We start from the raw sequence: 25,950 nt of genomic DNA on the forward strand, positions 1-25,950 counted from the left end.
TAAAAAAGGGACTAATTTCCACAGGTAAACGTGACAATACCAACATTATATCAACACATTATTTCTGTCAATTTATATCATTTTATTTTTATAACATAGAAAAAGTAACATTTTACCCTCCCGCTTGTACGCTCCACGCGCATCCCAACTAAAAAAACGGTAAAACCGCAGCAGCATCTTGAGCCGCACCAAAATGAAAAAAGCGCTTGGCCCAAGGAAGGCTCATAGCGCTTTTTTCACATGAAGGGGTACATCCAAGCACCTTTGAAAATCGGTTTTTACAAAAAATGTATGACTTTTGCAGCGCCGCCTAAGGAACAGGCTTATTTTTCAACCCGCACCATTCGCCAGTAGCACAAGATGGCGCACAGCTCTAACAAAGCGATCAAAATTCCCATCGGCAGAGCGCTGTCAGATCCTGCGATTCCGACGAGCGGAGCGACGATCCCACCGATGATAAAGGTGAGCACGCCGAGCAAACCGGATGCGGTGCCCGCCGATTGGCCTTGACTTTGCATCGCCAGCGAAAAGCTGGTCGCACCGACGATCCCAACGCTTGAGACGACGAAGAACAACGGGATCAGCACGGCGAGCAGGCTCGCTTCGAGCAGCAGAGCGATCAGCAGCGTGACGCCCCCCAGTGCGGCGATAATAAGTCCGCTGATCAGCAGCGCGGTGTCGCTCACCTTCCCAGAAAGCCGTCCGGTCACCTGGCCTGCGATGATGATGCCTACGCCGTTCATCGCGAAGATCATCGAGTAGGTCTGCGCAGACACCTCGTAGATGCCTTGCAGAACGAACGGAGAGCCGGAGATATAGGCGAACATCGCCCCTGTCACCAGACCGGATGACAGCGCATACCCCATAAATTTACGGTCTTTGAGCAGCCCGCGGAAGATGATCCACGTGTTGGCAAGACCGCCCGGTGTACGCTTTTCGGGCGGAAGCGTCTCCGGCAGGCGAATCGATACGAGCACCAACATCAGCGCCCCGATCAGCGCGAGCACGATAAACACGCCTTCCCAAGTGGTGAACCGCATCAGCTGTCCGCCGAAGATCGGCGCTAAGATCGGAGCGGCACCGTTGATCAGCATCAACAGCGTGACAAACTTGGTCAGCTCCGACCCCGAATAGAGATCGCGTACGATCGCGCGGGAGATGACGATGCCCGCCGCCCCTGCCAACCCTTGAATGAAGCGCAAGATCACCAACCCCCAGATCGAAGGAGCCAGCGCGCAGAGCAACGAAGCTGCTGCATAGGCGATCAACCCGATCACCAGCGGCTTGCGACGACCGCGGACATCGCTGAGCGGGCCCACGAACAGCTGCCCGAGCGCAAGCCCGAGCAGGCAGGCGGTCAAGCTGAGCTGCGCCATCGAGGCGGTCGTGTGCATGTCGTCCGCGAGAATTGGCAGAGCGGGTAAATACATATCGAGTGACAAGGGTCCGAAAGCGGACAGAGCTCCCAAGATGACCGCCATCCAAAAACGGCCCGTTCGCGCTGGCGCCTTGGAAGTGGTCTTACGTTCGTTCATCGATGATCAAAACCCCTTTTCCTAGAAATGACTTCTCCCGATCAAAAGGTAACTAGCACGTGCTGCACCGATATTTCGAAGTCCGTTAGTTCTAAAGTAGCAGAACATCGATCATAGTCAAGCTGTTTCGGTCGCTCCTCCCGCGATGGGTTTCTTTCCCACGACGAAGCCCCATCGAGAACCTAAGCTCGATGGGGCTTCCTTTGCTTATTGTGAAACGGTGAGGGCGAGCAAGCTTTCGACCTCGGTTGCAAACAACCGCTCCAATCGATCGAGAGCGACCTTGTCGAACTGTCGTGCCGAATAGTTCGCCTGCACGACCCACTCCCCTTGTTGGATGCTGCTGACCAGAATCAGCGAATAGGGGGTTGGCCGTTCCATCGGCTGTTCGACATTGCCATGAAATCCAGCGCTCCACCTTGCATCGGAGCTGCCAGCCGCGTGAATCTCCCCTTGGTGGTTGAACAGAATCTGCGGTTCGCGATACCTGCTCATCCGCTCGCCGAGCGAACCGTTTTCGCTCAGGTAGCGCAACATGTTGAACGTGGCACCGCCATGCGGCATCGCTTGTAAGCGATCGCCCGCCTTGCGGATCGTCTGCTCGATCGATTCGCCAGCCGCCACCGACAGAGCGAATGGATGCGTATTGACAAAATACCCCACCGTGCGGCTGAGATCGAGCATCGCCTCACCGCCCAGCTCATCGCGACCATGACCGTTGATCGCAAAACTGATCAGCTCCTCGTCACTCCAGATCGAGAGCACGCGAGCGACAATTCCGGTCAGCACGTCTTTGAGCTGGACATCGAGATCGGCCGGGACGGTGGAACGAAGCTTCGCGGTGCTCGGTCCGTCCAATCGGAACTCACGGACGCGCATGTCCGCTTGGGTGCTCAGCTCCTGCTGTGGATCGACCAACCGCCTGCTGGCAGACTCGATCTCTTCCAACACCGGCTCCCAGAAGCGATCCAACTCGGCACTCTGTTCAGAGTCGATATACGCTTGGCAAGCGTCGACCCACTCCTGATAGGAGGAGCTGCTATCCGCAGAGGTCGCTTGCTCGCCCCGATCCAACGATTCATACGCTTCAATAAAATCTTCAATCAGGATCGCACCGGACACTCGATCGCTGTACAGATGCGAGACGACCCACAGCAGACGGTATCGATCCGCCCCAAGATCGAAGAGCGCCGCGCGATTCATCAGCCCCTGATCGAAGGTGATGCTTTTGGCAAGCTCCAGCTCCAATCGCAAATATTCAGCATCTTGTGCCTCTCCGTCCGCAAATGAAGAGAGGTCGTAGCGCAGCAGTTCGATCTGCACATCTTGCATCGGCAAGATCACCTGTCTGATCTGCTTCCCCTCTCGATGATAGGTGGCGCGCAGCATATCATGGCGCTCATGCAGCGCATCGAGCGCACGTTGCACCACATCCCCGCGGATGTGCGTCGCCTCAAGGCTGATCGGAAGGAAGTAGAACTCCGGGTCGAGCACCGAGTCGAAAACCCACCGCTGAATGTGCGACAGCTGCACTTCGCCCTCGACCGCGCGCTCTTTTTTGACAGGCAACTCGCGACCCGCCTCCGTTGCCTTTTGCTCGATGAAGCGGACAAGATCGTCAAACTGCGCATGGCGATAGAGGTCGCTCAACTGGAGGCGGAGTTGAAACGCTTTGTTCAAGCGCGACTGTACCTGAATCATGTTCAGCGATTCGCCACCGAGCGTTAAAAAGTTGTCATCGCCCGCAATCTCTCGAACGCCTAGCACTTCGCGCCAGATGATGCGCACCCACTCTTCTGGCGATCGCGTCACCATCGCCTCATCCGTTGTCGAATCGGTCGACATCGGCTCGCGCACATCCGCTTCCGCCCCGCGCCTTTGCTTGCTGTATTCCGCCTGCTGCTCGATCCAGCAGGATTTGAGATCGAAGCCGTAAGTCGGGCCGTGCACGCGTCGGTACGAGTATTCTTTGTCGACCGCTTGCCAATCGATGTTCGCCCCATCGCACCAGATGCGCCCGAGGCTGTCCTGAATCGTTTTCCACTGCGGCTCTTTGCGGTTCAGCGAAGGCACGGCGATCAGGCTGTCATCTGTCGCCATCGTTCCGATCAGCGCGGTGAGCACCGGATGGGGCCCCATCTCGATAAAGACGTTCGCTCCATCCGCAAAAAGCGCTTCCGCCGATGCGGCAAACTGCACCGTCTCCGCCAGATGGCGGCACCAATAGTCTGCTTGCAGCGCCCTGCCTTGCACCATCTCGCCATCCAGATTGCTGACGAGCGGAATCTGCAGCGGGTGAAGTTCGATCTCCCGTTCCACAAACTGTCGGAACGGCTCGACGATCGGCTCAGACAGCATCGTGTGTGTCGCAGTGGACATCTTCACACGGCGATGCATCACATCATCCTGCTCCAAGCGGGCGGCCAGCAGATCGATCTGCTCCCTTCGACCGCCGATCACAAACTGCTGCGGCGAGTTGATCGTCGCGATCGCCACATCGTTCGGATAGAGCGCGACATACTGCTCCACCTGCTCACGCGTGCTGCTGATCGAGAGCATCGCGGTGTCTTTGATCCCCTCATAGATCAGCTGTCCTCGCTTGGCTACCAGTCGCAGCGCATCCCGCAGCGTCAGACCTCCCGCGATGCAGGCGGCGACATACTCGCCTAGACTGTGGCCAAACACATAGTCTGGACGAACGCCCCACGACATCCAAAGCTGCGCCAGCGCATACTCGACGATAAACAGCGCGACAGAGGTCACATGAAATTGATCGAGTTCCGCTCGGTAGGCAGGGTCGAACATGTACTCCTGCATCGTCCGTGGAAAAAGCGGGTTGGCGATCGCAAAGCATTCCTCACACGCCGTTTTGAAAACGGACGACGTTTGATACAGGGTTTGTCCCATCCCTGTGTATTGCGAGCCCTGCCCGCTGAATAGAAAGACGATCTTGCGCTCCTGCTCTCGCGTCCTGCCCGAGAGCTGCTCTGCCAGCTGTTGCTGGCAGAGCGCCTTCAGTTCCTCCCTGTCTTGCGCGACCAACGTCACCCGATGGTCAAAGGCAACCCGTCCGACGTGCAGCGTATGCGCGAGGTCGCCCAGCTGCTGATCCGGTTCGTAATCGAGATGGTGCAAGAGCTTCTCGACAGCGTTTCGCGCCGCCTGCCGACTGTGCCCAGAGAGGGTGAACAGATGATGCGTTCGTTCCCTTCCAATCGTGTTCACGCGAACACCTCCTGTATGTCTGATCCTTATTTGAGCGGCGCTTCTTCCATGATCACATGAGCGTTCGTTCCGCCGATGCCAAACGCGCTGACCCCCGCCCGAAGCGGTCCGTTTTTCCGCAACCACCGCTTGTGCTCGGTGTTGACGTAGAACGGGCTGTGTTCAAAACCGCAGGCTGGATTGGGGCTGTTAAAGTGCAGGCTCGGCACCAACTCGCCATACTTCATGCACAGCGCCACTTTGATCAGACCTGCTAAGCCTGCCGCAGCATCCGTATGCCCGATGTTGCTCTTGACCGACCCGATCGCGCAGTAGTGCGCCTCTTGCTGGTGACCGAACGCATGCTTCAGCGCCGCCAGCTCGATCGGATCGCCAAGGTTGGTGCCCGTGCCGTGCGCTTCGATATAGGTGATCGTCGACGGATCGACGCCTGCGATGCGCTGCGCTCTGGCGATCACTTCCGCTTGGCCCTGCTGGCTCGGTGCGGTATAGCCGATCTTGGCATGCCCGTCATTGTTGAGCGCCGACCCTTTGATCACCGCATAGATCGGGTCGCCGTCGCGCTTGGCGTCAGCGAGGCGTTTGAGCAGAACGACCCCCACGCCGTTGCCCGGCACGGTGCCCTCAGCAGACTGATCGAACGCTCGGCAATGCCCATCCGGCGAGAGGATAAAGCCCGGCTCGTACAGATAGCCCACCTTTTGCGGCGTCTGCACCGAGATTCCGCCCGCCAGCGCATAGTCTGACTGCCCGGAAAGCAAGCTTTGGCAGGCGAGATGGACAGCTGTCAGCGAGGAGGAGCAGGCAGAGTCGACGACGACGCTCTCTCCGCGCAGATCCAATTTGTACGACAGGCGCGTCGCCGTAAACTTGCGATTGGTCAGGATGTCGGAGCTGAATTCATCCGGCACGCCCGCACCTGCCGCTCCCCTTCCATATCGGGTGTCAGACACCCCGGCAAAGACAGATGTGGTCGCGTTGATCTCCGGCAGTCGATAGCCCGCGTTTTCGATCGCCTCCCAGGAGCAGAGCATGAACAGGCGCTGTTGCGGGTCTGTCTGGCTCGCTTCCCGATCGGTCATCTGGAAAAGCGCCGGATCGAACTGGTCGATCTCCTCCAGCCATCCTTCGCGCAGGACATAGCGGCTTCGCTCCGCTTCGTCCAGCTCGGCAAAAGAGTCGGGCAGGCTTTCCAGCGGAACATCGCGGATCAGCTCTTTCCCCTCGCGCAAGTTCTGCCAATATTCATACGGGTTCTTCGCCCCAGGGAAGCGCAAGCCGATGCCGATGATCGCCACCGCGTCTTCCTCAGCGCGCGCCGGAGTTGGCAGCGTGGGCGAGCGATCTTCTGGCTCGACCGATGCATCGTCGCCAAGCGCCACCGCGAGCTCGCGCACCGTGGTGTGCTGGAACAGTTCGAGGATCGGCAGCTTGATGTCCAGCTGCTGCTGCAACGCTTTCTGCACTTTCGTCAGCAGCAGAGAATGCCCACCGATGTCAAAAAAGTTGTCATCCGAGCCGATCTCGCTGCGGTCGCACTCCAATACGTCCGCCCAGATCGCCGCGATCTGCTCTTGGAGCTTCGAGGTGCTGACCTGCGCCTGCCCAGTGTCAACAGATCGCCCGATCGGCGATCCTGTTGGCACAGCATGCGAGCGTGCGCTGAGCGATCGACGATCCACTTTGCCGGTCGGTGAGAGCGGCATGCTGGCGAGCTGGGTCAGGCGAGCAGGCACCATCCAACTCGGCAGCGCTTGGCCGAGGAAGCTTCGCAAGTCGAGCTCCCCCGCTCCCCCGGCGCTCGTGTAAAACCCGTGGAGCGCGTTGCTGCCATCTGGCGCTTGTTCCACGATCACGCCTGCCAGCTCAACAGCAGGATGGCGCAAGATCGCCGCTTCGATTTCACCGATCTCGATGCGGTACCCGCGCACCTTCACCTGGTCGTCAATCCGTCCGACCACCTCCAGCGTACCGTCTGGCAACAGGCGACCGCGATCTCCCGACCGGTAGACTTTGCTGTTTACAGCCGGGCCAAATCGGTCGCGGAACGGATGGTCGACAAACGATCTGGCCGACGTTTCCGGCTGGTTCAGATAGCCTTTTGACATCGCGACCGACTCGATGATGATCTCGCCTGGCACGTTGACCGGACAGAGCGTTCCGTGCGGGCCGACCACGAAGAGCTTGTAGTTGGCCAGCGGCTTCCCGATCGGTACGCGGAGCATTTCATCGGGGATCTTGCTTACGATCTCGTGTGTCGCGCAGTAGACGGTGGTCTCGGTCGGCCCGCAGACGTTGATCACCTGCACCTCCGTCCCGAACTTCCGCTGCCACTTGCGCAACACATCCCCGGTCAGCAGTTCGCCCCCGACATGCATCATCCGCAGCGTTTTGAGCTTGGAAACGTCTTCTGCGCTCAGATGATCGGCCAAGTGTTTGAAGAACGTGACCATCAGCATCACGCAGGTCGCTTTGCTGTGTTGCACTTCTTCGGCAAACTTCGCTGCCGAGAGCCGCCCTTCTTTTGACAGCAGATGGACGCGCCCGCCGAGCAGCAGCCCGACAAACGTGTCCCAGACGGATGCATCGAAGCTGAACGAAGAAAATTCGAGCATCACATCATCCGCTCCGAAGCGGTAGTGCTCCTGCGCCCACAGGACGAGGTTGATCACACCGCGGTGGGCCATCTGCGCCCCTTTCGGCTGTCCGGTCGACCCGGAGGTGTAGATCAGATAGGCCAGATCGTCCGCTTCGCTCTGTGGCGGCAGATCGCTCGTATCAGCGAGGGCGCTCGCCTCCTCGATCTGCAAGATCTGCACGCGCAGCTCAGGCTCCGTTTCCAGCAATGTCTGCAACTGATCTGCATGCGCAAGATCGGTCAGCAGATAGGGCGCCCGACAATCGCCGAGCATATAGCGGATGCGCGCTTCCGGATAGTCTGGATCGATCGGCACGTAGACGCCGCCCGCTTTCAGCACGCCGAGCAGCGCGATGACCGTCTCGATGCTCCGCTCCATGACGATGCTGACGAACTGCCCGCGCACAAGCCCCCGCTCGCGCAACAGATGGGCCACCTGATTGGAGCGCTCGTTCAGCTCCCGATAGGTGAGTTCGCCATGCTCCGAGGAGAGGGCGATCTTCGATCCGTGCAGATGAGCCGAGCGGTAGAACATCTCCGGCAGCGTTCGGTCGAGATCATACGCTCTGTTCGTATCGTTCAGTCGCGCGTACAGTTCAACATCTTTCGCCGTCAGCAATTCGAGCTCGCCGAGCGGCGCTGTCAATCGATCCGCATAGGCTGCCAGCACTTGCTGATACAGAGCGGCAAACTGTTCGACCGTCTCCGCTGCAAACAGGTCGGTGTTATATTCGAACGCGATCTCCATGCCTGCCGCCTGCTCGATCGCAAACAGCGAGAGATCCACCTTCGCACTCTTGTGTTCCATCTCTGCCGATAAGTTGACAAATCGCAACTGCTCATTCCCAACCGCCTCTTCATCCCCCGCATGCAACGTGAACATGGTCGAGAAGATCGGCGAGCGGCTCGCATCGCGATCCGGGTTCACTTTTTCCACCAGCAGGTCGAACGAGTACGCCTGGTGCTCATAGGCGCGAAGAAACCGCTCTTTCACTTCGGCCAGCACATCTTGCAGTGTTGAAACGCTCTCCGTGCGCGTGCGGATCGCCAACATGTTGACGAAGAAGCCGACCAAAGGTTCGATGCTTTCATCGATGCGCCCGGCGACCGGCGTGCCGACGATGATGTCATCCGCATGAGTCAGCCGGTTCAACAGCGTGACGTAGGCGGCGAACATCAGCATAAACATCGAGGTCTCTTCCCGTTTTGCCACCTCGCGCAACTTCACTTCCAACTCGCGCGGCAAGGCGATCTTCTGCAGGGCTCCGTGAAACGTCATCACCTCTGGGCGCGGGAAGTCGGTCGGCAGTTCTAGCACCGGCAGCGGCTTGTTCAGCTCCTCCAGCCAAAATAGCTCGTGCGCTCGCCAGCTGCCCGCCGCAAGCTCGCGGTTCTGCCATGCTGCATACTCCACATAGCGCACGTCAAGCGGCGTCCATTCTGGCGTGTCTCCGCCCAAGAGCGCCTGATACGCTTCAGCCAGGTCGGAGAACAGCACCTCATAGCTCCATCCGTCATAGACGATGTGGTGAATGTTCAAGTAGAGCTGGTATTCTTCTTCCCCGCGCTTGAACAGGATCGCGCGCACCAACGGGCCGCTGGTGAGATCGAACGGATCGGCGTTGATCTCTTCCACCTTCAACCGCAAAAACTCATCCTGCATCGGTCGATCGAGCGCGCTCAGGTCGCGATAGGCGAGCGGAATCTCCCGATCGATCACTTTCTGGCGCGGCTCGCCCTCCCGTTCGAACACGATCGTGCGAAGCGATTCATGCCGTTGCACCACGAGCTGCCAAGCGGCTGCAAACGTCGCCACTTCTAACGAACCATAGTGGGCGACCATCGTCGGCACATCATAGACGCGGTTGTGCGGGTCGATCTGGTAGATAAACCAAAGGCGCTTTTGCGCATGCGAGAGCTGATAATCCTCCTGTTCAGGCAAGCGCTGAATCGCTTTTTGCAGCCCCGCCTGCTCCTCGCCTGACAGCGAGGCGAGGTGGGCGGCCATCTCACGCAGCGATCCGTACAGGAAGACATCTTTCATTTCGATCGGCAGCCCAAGCCCTCGCTTCACACGGTTCAAAAACTGGATCGCCAACAGCGAATGCCCGCCCAGCTCGAAGAAATGGTCATGTCTGGAGATTTGCTCGCGGTGGAAGATGCCCGACCAGATGGCAGCCACCTTCTGCTCCCACTCCGTCTCCGGCGCAACATATGCTTGCGCTGGCGCTTCCTCACAGGTCAAGGCGAGCTCCATCAGCGCTTTGCGATCCACCTTGCCGTTTGCAAGCATCGGCAGCTCCGCAAGCTCCACCAGCTGTGACGGAATCATATAGGCGGGCAATTTTTCTTCCAGGCTGCTGCGCAAGTCGCGCGCAGAAGTGCCCAGCTCGCTCGGCACGTAGAAAGCGACCAAGTCGTTGCGACCTGACTCGTCGGGTCGCACCACCACCATCGCCGAGCGGACGGCCGGCTGTTGCAACAGCGCTTCTTCAATCTCGCCCAATTCGACGCGGTAGCCGCGCACTTTCACCTGCGAGTCGCGGCGACCGATAAACTGAATCTCGCCGCTCCGCAGCAGGCGCACGATGTCGCCCGTCTTGTACATCCGCTGTTCCGCATGATGCGGATGGCGGAGGAACGCCTCTTCCGTTCGCTCCGGTTGATTCAAATACCCTTTTGCCAAGCCCACCCCTTCGATGTACAGCTCGCCAGGCACATTGATCGGGCAGAGCTGGAAGTGTTTGTTTCGCACCGAGACTTGCATGTTGGCCAGCGGGCGCCCGATCGGCACAGACGATCCTTCTGGATCGAGCTGCTCACAGATGCGATAGATCGTCGTGAAGACGGTCGCTTCGGTCGGGCCGTACATGTGTGCCAACTCGATCTCCGTTCCGAAACGCTCTTGCCACAGGCGCACGCTTTCCGCTTGGATCGCCTCGCCCCCAAAGAAGATCGACCTAAACTTCGTCTCCGCAAAATCGTCTGGGAGCGCCATCGCAAACTCGCGGAAGATCGCAGTCGGCAAGAAGACCAGCTTCGCATCTGTGCGCTTCACCGCCTCGGCGAACAGCTCTGCCGATTGGCGCTCGCGCTCCGAGAGCACGTACAGGTGGGAGCCGTGCAACAGCGCAGCATAGATCTCCCAGACGGAGCCGTCAAAGCTGTGCGTCGCATAGTTTAAGAACGTCTTGCGATCTTCCTCCGCATACTGCTCTTTGGTCCACTGCGCCAGGCTGACCACACCGCGATGGCTGATCATCGTGCCTTTGGGCAGACCGGTCGAACCGGACGTGTAGATCATGTACGCCAGATCGTCGGGCGACATCTGCACCTCTATCGGTTCGGCGCTCGTGCTGATCGGGATCTCTTTCAGCTCAAAGCTGTCGATCTGCAGCGATTGCAATCGATCGCGCAGATGCGATTCGGTCAACACCAGTTGCGCCGCGCTGTCGTTTAGCACATACTCGATTCGCTCCTGCGGATAGTTCGGGTCGATCGGCACATAGGCGGCTCCCGCTTTCATCACACCGAGCATGGCGATGACCACATCTCGGCTGCGCTCCATCATGATCAGCACCGCGCTGCCGACGCCGACGCCTCGCTCGCGCAAGAAATGTGCCACTCGGTTCGACTGCGCCTGCAGTTGCTCATAGCTGATCGCATCGTGCTCCTCATCGGACAGCGCGGGTCGCTCCGGCGTCGCCGCCGCTTGCAGCGCAAACGCTTGATGAATCGTCAGCTCCGGGTAGGGTAGAGCTGTATCATTTAGGCGCTCATACGCCAACCGATCTTCAGCGGACAGCAGGTCGAGCTCACCGATGTCAGCCTGATACTGTGTCGCCATTCCCTTCAGCGCTTGCAAGAAGATCGCATGGAAGCGCTCCACCGACTCGCGGGCAAAAAGGTCGGTGTTGTATTCGAGGCGCAGTTTGATCGCATCGGCCGTATCGACCGCCAGCAGGATCAGGTCAAAGCGCGCGACATCGAACTTCAGCAGCCCGTCTTCCGCCTGGAATTTTAGCGCGTTGCCCGCCGTCTCCACTTCCCCTTCTGTCAGCAGGGCGAACATCGTCGAGAACAGCGGCGTGCGGGACGTGTCGCGCTCCGGGTTCAGCTTTTCGATCAACAGGTCGAACGGGTAGGACTGGTGCTCATGCGCCGCCAGAAATTCGCGCTTCACCTGCTGCAAGAGGTCTTGCGGCGTCTGTACGCCTTCCCATCTGACGCGAATCGCCAGCGTGTTGAGGAAGAAGCCGACGATCTCCTCCAGCGCCTTCTGGTTGCGCCCGGAGACGGGAGTGCCGACGATCAGATCTTCATCGCCGGTCAGCTGGTGCAAGAGCAGGAAGAAACCTGCCATCAGCGCCATGTACATCGAGACATCTTCGCGTTTGCACAGGGTGCGCAACCGCTCCACAAGCTCTGCTGGCAATGCGCTTTCGATCAGCGCCCCATTGGCTGTCATCTCTGCTGGACGCTCATAGTCGGTCGGCAGATGCAGCACCGGATGAGGCTTGGCCAGTTGGTTGAGCCAGTACGATTCATGCTCCTGCCAACTGCCAGCTTCCAGCTCCGCATGCTGCCATGCTGCATAGTCCACATAGCGCATCCCATCCGCTTTCGCCGGTGGCACCTCTCCCCGAAGCAGTGCTTCATACAAATTGGACAGGTCGCGGAACAGCACGTCGAAGCTCCAGCCGTCGATGATGATGTGATGGATGTTCAAGTAGAGCGAATGCTCCTCTTGCGCTCGCTTGAACAGGAGCGCCCGCACCAGCGGCCCCCGCTCCAGGTCGAACGGCACCTCCTCTTTCGCCTCGACAATCTGGCGAATCGCGTCTTGCTGCTCTGATCCTGTGAGCGAAGCTAGATCATGCATGTCGAGCGGGATCTCCATCTGCTCGCTGATCGCTTGGCGAGGTAGATCATCGACCTCAAAGAACACGGTTCGCAGCGCATCATGGCGCCGTACCAACAGTTCGAACGCCCGCCGGAGCAGTTGCTCGTCCAGCATCCCGCGCATCGTCTTGACGATCTGCACATTGTACAGCTTGCTGCTCTGGTGAAATTTGTACAGGATGTACATCCGCTTTTGCGCATGGGACAGCTCATAGTCGGAGCGGTCGGCCACGCGGGCGATCTCCACCGCCTCACCCGCTTTCCCCGCTGCGAGCAACCGATCGAGGTGCGCCGCCATGTCTTGCAACATCGCGAACTGAAACACATCTTTGAGCGGGAGGGTCACACCGAACTGCTTGTCGATGCGGTTGAGCACTTGGATCGCCAGCAGCGAATGTCCGCCCAGATCGAAGAAGTGATCGCTTGCGGAGACCGCTTCTCGCTGCAGGACGGCGCCCCAGATCTGACAGAGCGACTCTTCGGTCGGTGTGGAGGGAGCGACAAACTCCTGCTCCTCCTCCCACTGCTCCGACTGCGCCATCTGTTCCAACAGCTTGCGATCCACTTTGCCGTTCGGCGTCAGCGGCATCTCGTCCAGCTGGATCAGCTTGGCCGGCACCATGTAGTTGGGCAACTGCACACCGATAAACTCTTTCAGCTCCGCCTGTTCCAGATCAGCAGATGTCGCCGAGTAGAACCCGACCAGCATGTTGTTGCCATCTCGCCCCTTTTTGACGATCACGGCGACCATCTCCGTGTCTGGGTGCTGGGAGAACACCTCTTCGATCTCGCCGAGCTCGATGCGGTACCCGCGCACTTTTACCTGATTGTCGACGCGCCCCGAGCATTCGATGGTGCCATCTGGCAAGATCCGCCCCAAGTCGCCCGTCTTGTACAGGCGCGCTCCGCCCGGCTGTCCGGGCAGGTGGTTGGGAATGAACTGCTCTGCCGTCTTCTCCGGCTTGTTGTGGTAGCCTTCTGCCAGCTGCAGCCCGCCGAGGATGATCTCCCCTTTGACGCCGATCGGACAGAGCTTGCCACGGCGGTTGAACACGTACACCTGCGAGTTGGCGATCGGTACGCCAACATGGACGAACTGCAGCGGCCCGGTGATGAAAAACGCTGTCGAGTCGACCGCTGCCTCTGTCGCACCGTACAGATTCCCGATCCGCGCACCGTTCGGGTACATCTCATACCACTGGTTGACCAGCTTGCTCGGGAGCGGTTCCCCGGAGACGATAAAGTCGCGCAGCTTGAGCGCTGGACGCTCCGCCTCCGGCAGTCCGAGCAGATAGGCGACCAGGATCGAGAGCAGCGACGGCACAAACTGCATGTAGGTCACATCGTGACTCACCATCTGCTCGACCAGCCGCTCCGGGTCGGTGTAGACCGCGTTTGGCAGGATCAACAGGCGCGCTCCATAGCGCAGCGGCCAGAAAAATTCGATGATCGAATCGTCGAAGCAGTGCGTCGTCCGCTGAATCACGCAGTCTTCTGGCGTCGTCTGAAAGGCAGATTGGTGCCAGAGGATGCGGTTGACGATCGCTTCGTGGCGGATGACCACGCCTTTCGGTTTTCCGGTCGACCCGGAGGTGTAGATCAGATAGGCCACATCGCTGTTCTCGTTGATCGCCTCAGGCGTCGTCGAAGGATATTCCAGCACATCGCGCCACGAATAGGAGCCGACTCCCTCGCCGAGCGATTCCTGCACCGCTTCATGCGCATCCATGTACAGGACGGTGGTCAGCGGCAGCTCTTCGCCTTGGGCGATCTCGCCGATCTGCTCCGCATAGGCAAGCTTGGTGATCAGCACGGGGGACGACGAGTCGGTCAGCATGTACTGCACGCGCGAAGTCGGATAGTCGGGGTCGATCGGCACATAGGCGGCGCCCGCCTTCAAGACGCCGTAGAGCGCAATCATCAGCTCAAACGAACGCTCCATCTGAATCCCGATCAGCTGATTGCGGGAAACGCCCTGTGCGCGCAGGAAGTGCGCAAGCGAGTTGGATCGCGCGTGCAGTTCGCCATATGTCATCGTCTCGCCTTCATAGATCAAGGCGATGCGATCCGGATGTTCGTCCGCATAGCGGCAAAACTCTTCGTGCAACAGCTGGTTTAGATCCCAATCGACATCTGTGTCGTTCATCTGCGCATAGACGGCCAGATCCCAATCGGTCAGGATCTGCAGCTCGTCGAGCTGAACGTCAAGATCCCCGCCGAACGCTTCCAACATCTGCACCATCATCTCGCCAAAGCGACCGATCGTCTCCGCCTTGAACAGGTCGGTGTTGTACTCGAAGTTCAGCAGCAGCTGGCCGTCCTTCTCGCCAGCATACAGCGACAGGTCGAACTTGCTCGTCCGCGTCTGAAAATCGACACCGAACAGCCAGGTGGCGCGCTCGTCCAGTTCCAACAGCCCCTCGTGATAGCCAAACACGGTCGAGAAGATCGGCGGGCGGCTCATGTCGCGCTCCGGATTGATTTTTTCCACCAGCAGATCGAACGGGTAGGACTGATGTTGGTACGCGGTGAGCGACTGGCGTTTTACCTCTTCCAACAGCTGGCGAACGGTGGTCACCTCGTCGCCAAAGCGAACGCGGATCGCCAGCGTGTTTGCCAAAAATCCGACCAGCGGTTCAAGCGCTTCCATCGTGCGACCGGCGATCGGCATGCCGATGATGATGTCCTCCTCTTTGGACAGGTGGCGCATCAGCCCAAAGTAGGCGGCGAACAGCAGCATGTTCATCGACACTTGCTCCGCTTTCGCCACCTGCTGCAAGCGCTGGTGCAGCGTTTCCGGCAGCGCGGTCAGCCTTGTCGAGCCTGCGAACGTCTGCTGTTTCGGGCGCTCATGATCGAGCGGCAGTTCGAGCAGCGGCAACGGTTTGGCGAGCGTCTTCAGCCAGTGCTCCTCCGCGCTCGACCAAGCGCCGCGCTCCGCCTCCCGCTCGGTCCACTCCGCATAGTCCACATAACGCAGCGTCTGAGCAGCGAGCTCCGCCGTTTGCCCAGCCAATTCGGCGCGGTAGAGCGTCAGCAGCTCTTTGAACAGGATATTCGTGCTCCAGCCGTCGGTGATGATGTGATGGAGGTTGAGATGCACGTGAGCCTGTTCGACTCCCAGCTTGAACAGCATGACGCGCATCAGCGGCCCTGCTGTCAGGTCGAACGGCTCGTCGTTGCAGGCATGCTCGGCGCGCTCGATATGCGCTTGCTGCTCCGCTTTGTTCAGCGCGGTCAGATCTTCGTACCGCACCCCGATCGAGCTGCTCGGCTGAACGACTTGGCGCGGGACTCCCTCCACCTCGACAAAGCGGGTGCGCAAGATCGCATGTCGCTCGATCAGCTTGGTCACCGCTGCTTCAAATGCGGGCAGTTCCACCTGCTCGTTCAAAATCAAGCTCAGCGGCACATGATACACGTTGGTGCTCGGATCGAGCTTGTACAGCACCCACAGGCGTTTTTGCGCATGCGACAGCGCGTAGTGCTCCTGAATCGCCGCTTGCGGGATCTCCGCCCCCACCTCGTCCAACAGGTTGGCGCCAAGCTCGGCGACGCGGGCGGTGAACCGCTCAAGCGTCGAGGCGCCGAACAGGTCTTGCACTTCCGCTTTCACGCCGAACTGCTTGTGTACGCGGTTGAGCACCTGCATCGCCAGCAGCGAATGTCCGCCCCGCTCGAAGAAATTGTCGGTCATCCCCACTTGTGACGTGCCGAGCAGTTCCGCCCAGATGTCTGCCATCTGCTCTTCAAGAGCGGTGCGCGGCGCGACATATTCCATATCGGAGTCGAACGATTCTGGTGCGGGCAAACGCTTGCGATCAACCTTGCCATTTGTGGTGAGCGGCAGTTCGTCCAGCAGGAGCAACGCGGACGGTATCATGTAAGTGGGCAGCTTTTCGCTCAGGTAGTCGCGCAGCTCGCCAGCTGTGTGCGCACTATCTTTCGCCAGCGCCACATAAGCGACCAAGCGCTTGTCACCTACTCGATCCTCGCGCGCGAGGACGGCAGCCGCTTCGACCGCCTCATGCTGTGTCAGGATGCCTTCGATCTCCCCAAGCTCGATGCGGAAGCCGCGAATCTTCACCTGATCGTCGATGCGACCGACAAAATCGAGGTTGCCATCTGCCATCCAGCGCACGAGATCTCCCGTCTTGTACAGCCGCGCAGCCGCATCTGCGGAGAACGGATCGGCGATAAATTTCTCCTCGGTCAGCTCAGGACGGTTCAGATAGCCGCGAGCCAAGCCGTCGCCTCCGATGTGCAGCTCGCCAGGAACACCGACCGGAACCGGTTGCAGGTGATCGTCCAACACATAGACGGTCGTGTTGCCGATCGGACCGCCGATCGGCACCGCACCTACGATCTGCTCGACGCCTTGCATCGAATAGGCGGTCGTAAACGTCGTGCTTTCTGTCGGTCCATATACATTGAACAGCGTGACATCTGGCAGCTGACGCAACACTTTGTTCACATGCGAAGGCGAGATCACTTCACCACCGGTGAGCAGGTGGCGCAGGCAGGACAGGTCGTTCAGTCGGTGCTCGACCATCTGATGGAACAGGCCGGCCGTCAAAAAGAGCGTGGACACCCCCTGGTTTTGCAACACCTCGCCCAAGCGATCGAGCGTCAGCGCCCCAGCAGGGAAAACGACCAGCTTCGCACCGTTCAGCAGAGCGCCCCAGATTTCAAACGTCGCCGCATCGAACGAGATCGGCGCAACATGCAAAAACACTTCATCTTCCGCAAAGCGGAGATAGTCGGTTCCTTTGACCAGCCGAACCACACCGCGATGGTTGATCATCACGCCCTTTGGCATGCCGGTCGAGCCGGACGTGTAGTTGAGATAGGCGAGATGATCTGGCGTGATCGCGAGAATTGGGTTTTCGTCGCTTTCCTGTGCGATCAGCATCTGGTCGCGATCGAAGCAGATCACCGAAAGCGAGTGCGCTGGCAGTGCGGACAGCATCGCCTCTTGGGTCAGCAAGATGCTCACCGCGCTGTCTTTGATCAGGAAGGACAGCCGCTCTTCTGGATAGGAGGCGTCAAACGGCACATAAGCTCCCCCCGCCTTGACGATCCCGAGCACCGCGACGATCAACTCCACGGAGCGCTCCATGCACAGCCCGACGAAAGAGTCGGCACCCACACCTCGTCTGATCAGCAGGTGCGCCACGCGGTTTGCCTGGCTGTTCAGCTCGCGGTAGGTCAGACTCTGATCGCCATAGCTCACAGCGATCGCATCTGGAGTTGCCTGCACTTGCGCTGCGAACAGCTGCGGGATCGTCAGATGTTTCGGATAGTCGGTCTCCGTCCTGTCACCAAGCTGCAGAACGCTGTCCCGCTCCGCAGCGGTGAGCAACGGCAACTGCCAGAGCAAGGCGTCCGGCTGGGCGACGATTCCTTCCAGCAAGGTGATGAAATGAAGGGCCATGCGGGAAATCGTTGCTGCATCGAAGATGTCGGTGTTGTATTCGAAACGCCCGACCAGCTTGTCCCCATGATCGCGAATCGGCAGATAGAGATCAAATTTCGCAGTGCCGTTGTGCACATCCCACTGCTCGATCGTCACATCTTCGAGCGCAAACGGTGCGGGCGGCTCGATTTGGAACATCGCCTGAACGAGCGGTGAGAAGCTCTGGTCACGCCCTGGTTGGAGTTCTGCGACCACCTTTTCAAACGGCACATCCTGATGCGCGTACGCATCGAGCGCCGTTTCTCGCACTCGTTTGACCAGCTCGCGGAAGGAGAGCTCGCCCGACAGATCGCTGCGCAGCACCACCGTGTTGACGAAGCAACCGATCAAGCTTTCTAGCTCAGGTCGCGGCCGGCCTGCGACTGGCGATCCGACGGCGATGTCGTCCGCGCCCGACAAGCGATACAGCAATGTTTTAAAGGCGGCGAGCAACGTCATGTTCAGCGTGACGCCCTCTCGGCGCGAGAAGGTGCGCAGCGCTTCTGTCAGGCGATCTGACAGCTCAAACGCATGCACGGCGCCCGCCAAGCTCGGCACTGCCGGCCGAGGGCGATCGGTCGGCAATTGCAGCGCTTGCATCCCGGCCAATCGCTCTTTCCAATAGCGGAGCTGTCGGTCGATCAGGTCGGCGGTCAGATGTTGGCGTTGCCAGCGTGCGAAGTCAGCATATTGGATCGACATGTCCTCAAGCGGCGATAGACTGCCTTCTAAAAAGGCACTGTAGATCGCCGACAGTTCGCCAGCGAACACCTCCATCGACCAGCCGTCCAGGACGATGTGATGCAGGTTGAGCAAAAGCACATATTCGTCTCGATCGATCAGGAGCAGAGCGGCGCGGATCAGTGAATCTTCATCCAGTTGAAAGGGGCGCTTCGCTTCCGCTTCCGCAAGCTCGATCGCACGGTCGATGCGCTCTTCTGCCGGCCACTCTTGCAGATCGATCACATCGAACGGCAACGACCAGAGCGGTTCGATCTTCTGCATCGGCACACCGTCCACGTTGAGGAACGAAGTTCGAAGCGCTTCGTGGCGCGTGACCAGTTCGTTCAACGACCATTCGAGCGCATCCGGGTAGAGATCACCTGTGAGGTGCAGGGCGAAGGACAGGTTGTACGACGGGTTGCCCGGCTGATACTGATTTAAAAACCACATCCGCTGCTGCGAGAAGGACAGCGGCGCCACAGCGCTTCGCTCCGTTGCTGTCACCTGATGGATCGCGAGGCTCGTTCCGCTCGCTTGCATGCTTGCGATTCGCTCCGCCATCAACGTTACTGACGGTGCTTCGAACAGGTCGCGCAACGACAGATCGATCCTGAACGCAGCGCGGAGCCGCGAGATCGCTTGTGTCGCCAGCAGCGAATGGCCACCCAGTCCGAAGAAGTCATCCGCCAGCCCGACTCGCTGATAGCCGAGCACGCCGGCAAACAGCTCGCCCACCAGCTCTTCGATCGGCGTGCGCGACCGCTCCGCCTCTTCGCTCGAAGGTTGCTGTGGCTCCGGCAACGATTTGCGGTCGATCTTCCCGTTTGGCGTCAGCGGGATCGACTCGATCCGGATGAGCGCAGCTGGCACCATATATTCGGGCAACCGATCGCGCACATACGCGCGCAGCTCGGGGAGCGGAGTTGGGACGCCGCTGTCGCTCGGCACGAGATAGGCGAGCAAGCGCTTGTCTCCCGCCGCATATTCGCGAACGATGACCACCGCGTCTTGCACCGCCGCATGCGCTTTTAGCACCTCTTCGATCTCAGCGAGTTCGATGCGGTAGCCGCGCACTTTTACCTGCTGATCGATCCGTCCGAAAAATTCTATGTTGCCGTCCGGCAGATAGCGCACGCGATCTCCGGTGCGGTACAGGCGCTCGCCTGGCACCTGCGAAAACGGATGCATCACAAAACGATCTGCCGTCATCTCCGGCAGATGTAGATAGCCGGCAGCCAAGCCAGGTCCGCCCACATACAGCTCGCCGGCCACACCGATCGGCACCGGCTGGAGCTGCTGATCGAGCACGTAGAGCTCCGTGTTGGCGATCGGGCGTCCGATGCGAGCCGTCTCCGCCAGCTCGTCCGCACTCGGCATGCGATAGACGCTTGCAAGCATCGTCACCTCGGTCGGCCCGTAGCAGTTGGAGATCGCGCAGTTCGGCAAGGCGCGCAGCGCCCGTCGCGCATGAGGAACGGACAGCGCATCACCGCCGGTCAACAGCTGACGGACATGCACCAACCGATCCAGATGTTCGTCCACCATCTGGTTGAACAGACCGGCCGTCAGATGCAAGACGGTCAGGCGCGTCGATTCCACCAGTTGGCTCAACTCGACCAAATCGATCTTGCTCGGCGGATAGACGAGCAGTGCCGCCCCGTTTAGCAGGCTGCCCCAGATCTCGAAGGTCGCCGCGTCAAAAGAGATCGGCGCGATCTGCAAGAAAAGATCTTCGCTCGATGCGGTAAAAAAGTTGGTCTCCTTCACCAAGCGCACAACGCCGCGATGCTTGATGCAGATCCCCTTCGGTCTGCCGGTCGTGCCAGATGTGTAGATCACATAGACCAGATCGTCTGCTGTCGTCTCCGTCTGCAGATCGTCTGTCCGCTCTTGGGCAAGCAGCTCGCGATCCGCATCGAGGCGCACCACATGCGTCGCCTGCTCCGGAAGCTTGTCCAAAAGGTGATCTTGTGCCACCAGAATGTCGAGCTCCGTATCTTGCATCATGAAAGCTAAGCGCTCAGTCGGATATTCTGCATCGAGCGGCACATACGCCCCGCCCGCCTTGACGATGCCCAGCAGGCCGACCACCAGCTCCACCGAGCGCTCCACACAGATTCCAACCAGCACGTTCGGGCCGACGCCAAGCTTGCGCAGATGATGGGCCAAGCGGTTAGCACGAGCGTTCAGTTCTGCATAGCTGACCACCTGATCCAAAAAGCGCACCGCCACACCATCCGGCTGAAGTTTTGCCTGCTCTTCGAAAAGCGTTTTGAGCGTGCTGTTCTGCGGATATGCGCTCGCCGTTCGGTTCCACTCCACCAGCAGTTGGCTGCGCTCTTGCTCAGAAAGCATCGGCAAGCGCGAAACTTCCGCGTTCGCATCGGAAGCGGCAGCTGCGAGCAGCTGGTTAAAGTGACCGATCATCCGCTCGATCGTCGACGATTCGAACAGTTCAGCCTGATATTCGAACGACACGGTCATACCAACCGACTCGTCAGCAATCGTCACGAGCAGCTCAAAGCTTTCTGGAACATCTGCAGTTTGATCTGTCTTCCACCAGACGGGAAGCATTTCTACTTCCACACCGTTAGAAAATATATCATGCGCACGCTTTGCGTTTAGTAGCGCCGCTGTCGTGCGGGTGACCGACTCGACAAATGTCAGCTCCCCGGCATACGCTACTGGGAGTGCCAACCTCTCTCCGCCATGCAAAGCTCCGATCACAAATTCCTCTTGGCCTGCATATCGAGCCAACAGCGTCTGGAACGCGGTCAGCAACAGGCTGATCCGATCCACTTGTAAAGTCCTGCACAGACGATCCAATCGATCGCACAGCACAGACGTCAGAATCTCACGCCGTAGGATGTGCGTCTGACCTCGCCCTGTCTGACGAGCTCGATCGACCGGCAATTGCAACGGAGAAAAGCTCTCGTCCAACCTGCTTTTCTCAACAGTTTCTCGCGTCATTCCTTCCCCTCCATCGAAGCTCATCTGCTTTAATATTGATTAGTCATACTAAAATAGTTATCACATTAGAATAGGACTGTCAAATCTTGAAATTTATATTTAATTACCACTTGGATAAACAAGAATTTTCAATAAATAATTTCTCTTCCCTCGCTTCAGGCAGATCGTTCACCCTTTTTGCCAAGAAATTAAAAAGACCTCGTAGTAGCGATCTGCTAAAACGAGGTCTTTTCGATGATCGAACCGTTTCCTGTACTGCGATCACACCTTGGTAACCGGACAACACAAAAACTCTCGATTTCATCTTGATCTTGGCGTGCTTTACAGCCGCTTGATAAAATGGTAGTGCGTATGCCCGGTGGGAAAGTTGTCAACCTGACCAAACTTCTGATAACCCTGCTTTTGGTAAAATTCGGGCGCTTGAAAGGAAAACGTATCGAGCTCGATCAGGCGCGCGCCCTTCTCTTTGGCGATCGCTTCCATCTCTTGGAGCAAGCGGCTTCCCCATCCTCGTCCGCGCATCTGCTCGTCCACCCAGAAGATCTCAATCTTCAAGCGATGCCAGAACAGATGGGCGACAATCCCACCTACGATCTGGTTCGATTCATCGCGAAGCACCAAAGAAAAGTTTTCTTCCGCCCCGTTTTGATCCGCTTCTGCAACATGCTGGTTGTTATAGGCGACCAGATTGCGGATCACTTCACGCGCCGCCTCTTTGTCCCACTTTGTTTCCAGCGAAATTTTCGACAGCTCTGACATCGCGCATCCCTTCCTTCTCTTCACTCGCTGTTTCCGCCGCAAGCGCAGCATCCTGTCGATCGGTTTAGCGCCTGTTCAACGGTGATTTTCATTATAGACACACCCTCCACAGCCAGCAAGGAGATCTGATGATCAATCGCCACACTTCGTTTGATCGATTCGCCCTCTATTCGGTATAATCCCAATATAGATCGTAAACTGTAAACTGATTCTCGCCTCTGTGATACGAGAGAAAGGAGAGTAGGGTATTCATGAACGAAAAGCGATATTTTACTCTTGCAGAAGCAAACGCACTGGTTTCGGAGTTAGAGCCGCTGTTGCGCGACCTGCAAGCGATGAAGTGCGAGATCCAGCGCAAATATCAAAAGCTTCAAGAAGCCAAATTGGCGGTGGTCGGGGCAGCAATCGTTCCTGACGATCTGTTTTTTACGGAAGAGGCGGAACTTGAGTTCCTCGTCTTCAGCGCCAACTCGCTGTTGCGGCAAATTCAAAGCACCGGCGTGGAGATCAAGGACATCGATACGGGGCTCTGTGATTTTTATTCGATTCAAAACGGAGAAGAAGTTCTGCTTTGCTGGCGGCTTGGCGAACCGGAGATTCTCTACTGGCACGGTGTCTATGAAGGATTTATCGGCCGAAAACCTTTGGACTGATCAGCTGTACAGCCGGGCCTCCCGTTTGGAAGCCCGGCTTTTTCATCAATTGCGGGCAGCTTTGATCTTCAGCTTGCTGATGCGCCCAACCGGAATTTTCACTTGCGAAACGCGAATGCCTTCATGTTTCAACTCCTCGACATGCAGGTGGCGAAAATAGACAAAATCAACCTCCACCGAGTCTTTGCGACCATCCAGCAGCTCTTGTAACCCCAGTCGCAACGCATCGTCCAGATACAGCTCCACCTTCAACTCATTGATCTTCGTCTTGCCCGTCCGATCTGCCACCCTTCCTCCTCCTTCGTCATCCTGTCTCCTTTCTACCATACGTACACCGAGCGACAATAAAAAAGACCGCCGATTTCGGCAGTCCGATCTTGATGCAAATAGGAATTGATTAAAAGGTGCGCTTGCTCTCCAGCAGCAGCGTGACCGGGCCGTCATTGACCAGCTCGACATCCATCATCGCGCCGAACTCGCCCGTCTCCACCTGCACACCGCAGTTGCGCGCTCGATCATTAAAAGCTTCATATAGTTGATTGGCGACATCCGGCTTGGCAGCGTCCATAAAGTTGGGACGTCGACCTTTGCGACAATCGCCATAAAGTGTAAACTGTGATACGGACAGCAGCGCTCCACCGATGTCCTTGACCGATCGATTCATCTTGCCAGCTTCATCTTCGAAGACGCGCAGGTTGATCACCTTGTCCACCAGATACTCCACATCCTGCATCGTGTCATCATGAGTGACACCGACGAGCAGAACGAAACCGCGGCCAATCTCCCCGGTCGTACGCCCTTCGACGGTGACTTTGCCGGAGGAAACCCGCTGTACGACGATCCTCATCTCTCTTTCCCCCTACTGCATGATCCGGCGCACGGTGTAGATGTCCTTGACCCGTTTGATGCGCTCCACGACCAGATGAAGATGATCGACATTATGAATGTTGATCGTCAGCGAAATCGTCGCGATCTTGCGCTTGTCCGCCCGTCCAGAGACGGCGGTGATGTCTGTCTTCGTCTCCGCAACAGCCATCATCACCTCGTTGATCAGGCCGCGACGATCCAGGCCGGTGACCTCGATCTCCACGCTGTAGGAGACGGTCGATGCGCTCTCCCACTCCACCTCGATCAGTCGGTTCTCATCATCCTGTTCGACCACATGTAAGTTCGGACAGTTTTTGCGGTGGACCGACACCCCGCGACCTTTGGTCACGAAGCCCTGAATTTCATCGCCAGGCACAGGATTGCAACAGCGAGAAAAGCGAATCAGCATGTTGTCGATGCCTTTGACCCGCACGCCGAGGTTGCTCTTCTTCAGCTTTTTCGGCTCCTGCTTCACCTCGGGAATCTTCTCGATCTCCGCAGGCGGCATCTCGCGCTTGATCTTTTCCACCAAGCGGGTGATCACCTGATGCGCCGAAAACCCGCCATAACCGACAGCAGCCAGCAGATCATCGATCTTTTGGAAATTGAACTTGTTGGCCACTTCTTCGATGTTTTTGTCTGTTAACCACTCAAGGTTCAAGTTGTGTTTGCGCGCTTCCTTCTCGATGTTCTCACGGCCTTTGGCCACGTTTTCATCGCGCTTTTCCTTCTTGAACCACTGGCGGATTTTCGACTTGGCTTGTGACGACTTGACCACTTTGATCCAGTCGAAGCTTGGCCCATACGAATGCTTGCTCGTCATCACCTCGACGATATCGCCCGTCTTCAACTTGTAATCGAGCGGGACGATCTTGCCGTTGATCTTCGCTCCGATCGTCCGGTTGCCAACATCTGTGTGGATGCGATAGGCAAAGTCGATCGGGACAGAGCCTGCTGGCAACTGAAAGACATCGCCTTTTGGGGTGAAGACGAACACTTCATCAGCAAACAGGTCAAATTTTAGCGTTTCCATAAACTCTTGCGCATCTTTGAAATCCTGCTGCCATTCGAGGATTTCGCGGAACCAAGCCAGCTTTTGCTGGAACGATGCGTCTTTCGCCTGCGCGCCGCCTGCAGGTGCGCCCGACTCTTTCGACGTCGCGCCCTGCGCGTTCGCCTGCTCCTTGTACAGCCAATGGGCCGCGATGCCATACTCGGCAGTGCGGTGCATCTCCCAAGTGCGGATCTGGATCTCCAGCGGCTCTCCGCGCGGTCCGATCACAGTCGTGTGCAGAGACTGATACATGTTCGCTTTCGGCATGGCGATAAAATCTTTGAAGCGGCCTGGCATCGGCTTCCACATCGTGTGCACGATGCCCAAAATCGCATAGCAGTCTTTGATCGAGTCGACGATGATGCGAACGGCAAGCAGGTCGTAGATCTCGTTGAACTGCTTGTTGAAGTTGACCATCTTCCGATAGATCGAATACAGGTGCTTGGCGCGCCCGGAGATCTCCGCCTTCAGATCGAGCTCATTAAACTTGACCCGCAGTCCGGCGATGACCTCCTGCACATACTCTTCGCGCTCCTGACGCTTCTTCGCCATCAGGTTGACGATGCGGTAGTATTGCTGTGGGTTCATGTAGCGAAGCGCGATGTCTTCCAGCTCCCACTTGATCGTCGAGATGCCCAGGCGGTGGGCGAGCGGTGCGTAGATCTCCAACGTCTCCGTCGCCGTCTTCACCTGCTTTTCGACCGGCTGATGCTTCAGCGTGCGCATGTTGTGCAAGCGATCGGCCAGCTTGATCAGGATGACGCGAATGTCCTTAGCCATCGCCATGAACATCTTGCGCAGATTTTCCGCCTGAGCTTCCTCTTTGGAGTTGAACTTGATGCGCTCAAGCTTAGTGACGCCGTCCACCAGCGCCGCAACTTCCGAACCGAACTGCGCGAGAAGCTCCTCTTCTGTGACGTTCGTATCTTCGACGACGTCGTGCAGAAGAGCTGCCGAGAGGGTGACCGCATCCAGTTCGAGGCCGGCGAGAATCTCGGCGACAGCGACCGGATGCATGATGTACGGCTCGCCCGAAGAGCGCGTCTGGCCTTTGTGCGCTCGCTCGGACATCTCATAGGCGCGACGAACCATCGCCACATCCGCTTCCGAAAGATAGTTGCTGATCTTCTCGATCAACCGCCCTATGCCCACGAGATCGCCCCCTCCCA

At 58.1% G+C, this 25,950-nt stretch carries 8 protein-coding genes; 1 reads left to right on the forward strand and 7 read right to left on the reverse strand.

Annotation, left to right across the window (positions count from 1 at the left end; all coding sequences use genetic code 11):
* Positions 1-323: 323 nt before the first annotated feature.
* The 4 genes from ACFSOY_RS04820 to ACFSOY_RS04835 form a co-directional block, all read right to left on the reverse strand.
* Positions 324-1,535 (reverse strand): multidrug effflux MFS transporter, encoded by a 1,212-nt coding sequence (locus ACFSOY_RS04820; RefSeq protein WP_386044387.1) that lies wholly within the window; start codon positions 1,533-1,535, stop codon positions 324-326.
* Between the two features lie 207 nt (positions 1,536-1,742).
* Positions 1,743-4,760: an acyltransferase domain-containing protein gene (locus ACFSOY_RS04825; protein ID WP_386044388.1), complete on the reverse strand. Its 3,018-nt coding sequence runs from the start codon at positions 4,758-4,760 to the stop codon at positions 1,743-1,745.
* A gap of 26 nt (positions 4,761-4,786) precedes the next feature.
* Positions 4,787-21,448, reverse strand: coding sequence for a non-ribosomal peptide synthase/polyketide synthase (locus ACFSOY_RS04830; protein WP_386044389.1), 16,662 nt, complete (start codon positions 21,446-21,448; stop codon positions 4,787-4,789).
* A 321-nt stretch (positions 21,449-21,769) separates the two neighbouring features.
* Positions 21,770-22,207, reverse strand: coding sequence for a GNAT family N-acetyltransferase (locus ACFSOY_RS04835; RefSeq protein ID WP_386044390.1), 438 nt, complete (start codon positions 22,205-22,207; stop codon positions 21,770-21,772).
* 251 nt (positions 22,208-22,458) lie between these two features.
* Here ACFSOY_RS04835 and ACFSOY_RS04840 point away from each other — a divergent pair, with 251 nt between their 5' ends.
* Positions 22,459-22,860: a DUF2203 domain-containing protein gene (locus ACFSOY_RS04840; RefSeq protein WP_386044391.1), complete on the forward strand. Its 402-nt coding sequence runs from the start codon at positions 22,459-22,461 to the stop codon at positions 22,858-22,860.
* Between the two features lie 45 nt (positions 22,861-22,905).
* Here ACFSOY_RS04840 and ACFSOY_RS04845 read toward each other — a convergent pair whose 3' ends face one another.
* The 3 genes from ACFSOY_RS04845 to ACFSOY_RS04855 all read right to left on the reverse strand — a co-directional run bounded on the left by ACFSOY_RS04845 (position 22,906) and on the right by ACFSOY_RS04855 (position 25,873).
* Complete coding sequence (locus tag ACFSOY_RS04845) at positions 22,906-23,148, reverse strand: hypothetical protein (RefSeq protein ID WP_386044392.1); 243 nt, start codon at positions 23,146-23,148, stop codon at positions 22,906-22,908.
* 109 nt (positions 23,149-23,257) lie between these two features.
* Entirely contained in the window at positions 23,258-23,707 is a 450-nt protein-coding gene (gene dtd / locus ACFSOY_RS04850; RefSeq protein ID WP_386044393.1) for a D-aminoacyl-tRNA deacylase, read from the reverse strand.
* 12 nt (positions 23,708-23,719) lie between these two features.
* Positions 23,720-25,873 carry a RelA/SpoT family protein gene (locus ACFSOY_RS04855; RefSeq protein WP_386044493.1) on the reverse strand — a complete coding sequence of 718 codons (2,154 nt, stop codon included), beginning with the start codon at positions 25,871-25,873 and terminating at the stop codon, positions 23,720-23,722.
* Positions 25,874-25,950: the final 77 nt, after the last annotated feature.

The organism is Tumebacillus lipolyticus (assembly GCF_042682745.1).
GTDB classification, from domain to species: domain Bacteria; phylum Bacillota; class Bacilli; order Tumebacillales; family Tumebacillaceae; genus Tumebacillus_A; species Tumebacillus_A lipolyticus.

Coding starts and splice junctions, on each gene's coding strand:
- ACFSOY_RS04820 (WP_386044387.1), bottom strand. CDS start 1,535: ATGAACGAACGTAAGACCACTTCCAAGGCGCCAGCGCGAACGGGCCGT.
- ACFSOY_RS04830 (WP_386044389.1), bottom strand. CDS start 21,448: ATGACGCGAGAAACTGTTGAGAAAAGCAGGTTGGACGAGAGCTTTTCT.
- ACFSOY_RS04835 (WP_386044390.1), bottom strand. CDS start 22,207: ATGTCAGAGCTGTCGAAAATTTCGCTGGAAACAAAGTGGGACAAAGAG.
- ACFSOY_RS04840 (WP_386044391.1), top strand. CDS start 22,459: ATGAACGAAAAGCGATATTTTACTCTTGCAGAAGCAAACGCACTGGTT.
- dtd (WP_386044393.1), bottom strand. CDS start 23,707: ATGAGGATCGTCGTACAGCGGGTTTCCTCCGGCAAAGTCACCGTCGAA.
- ACFSOY_RS04855 (WP_386044493.1), bottom strand. CDS start 25,873: ATGGTTCGTCGCGCCTATGAGATGTCCGAGCGAGCGCACAAAGGCCAG.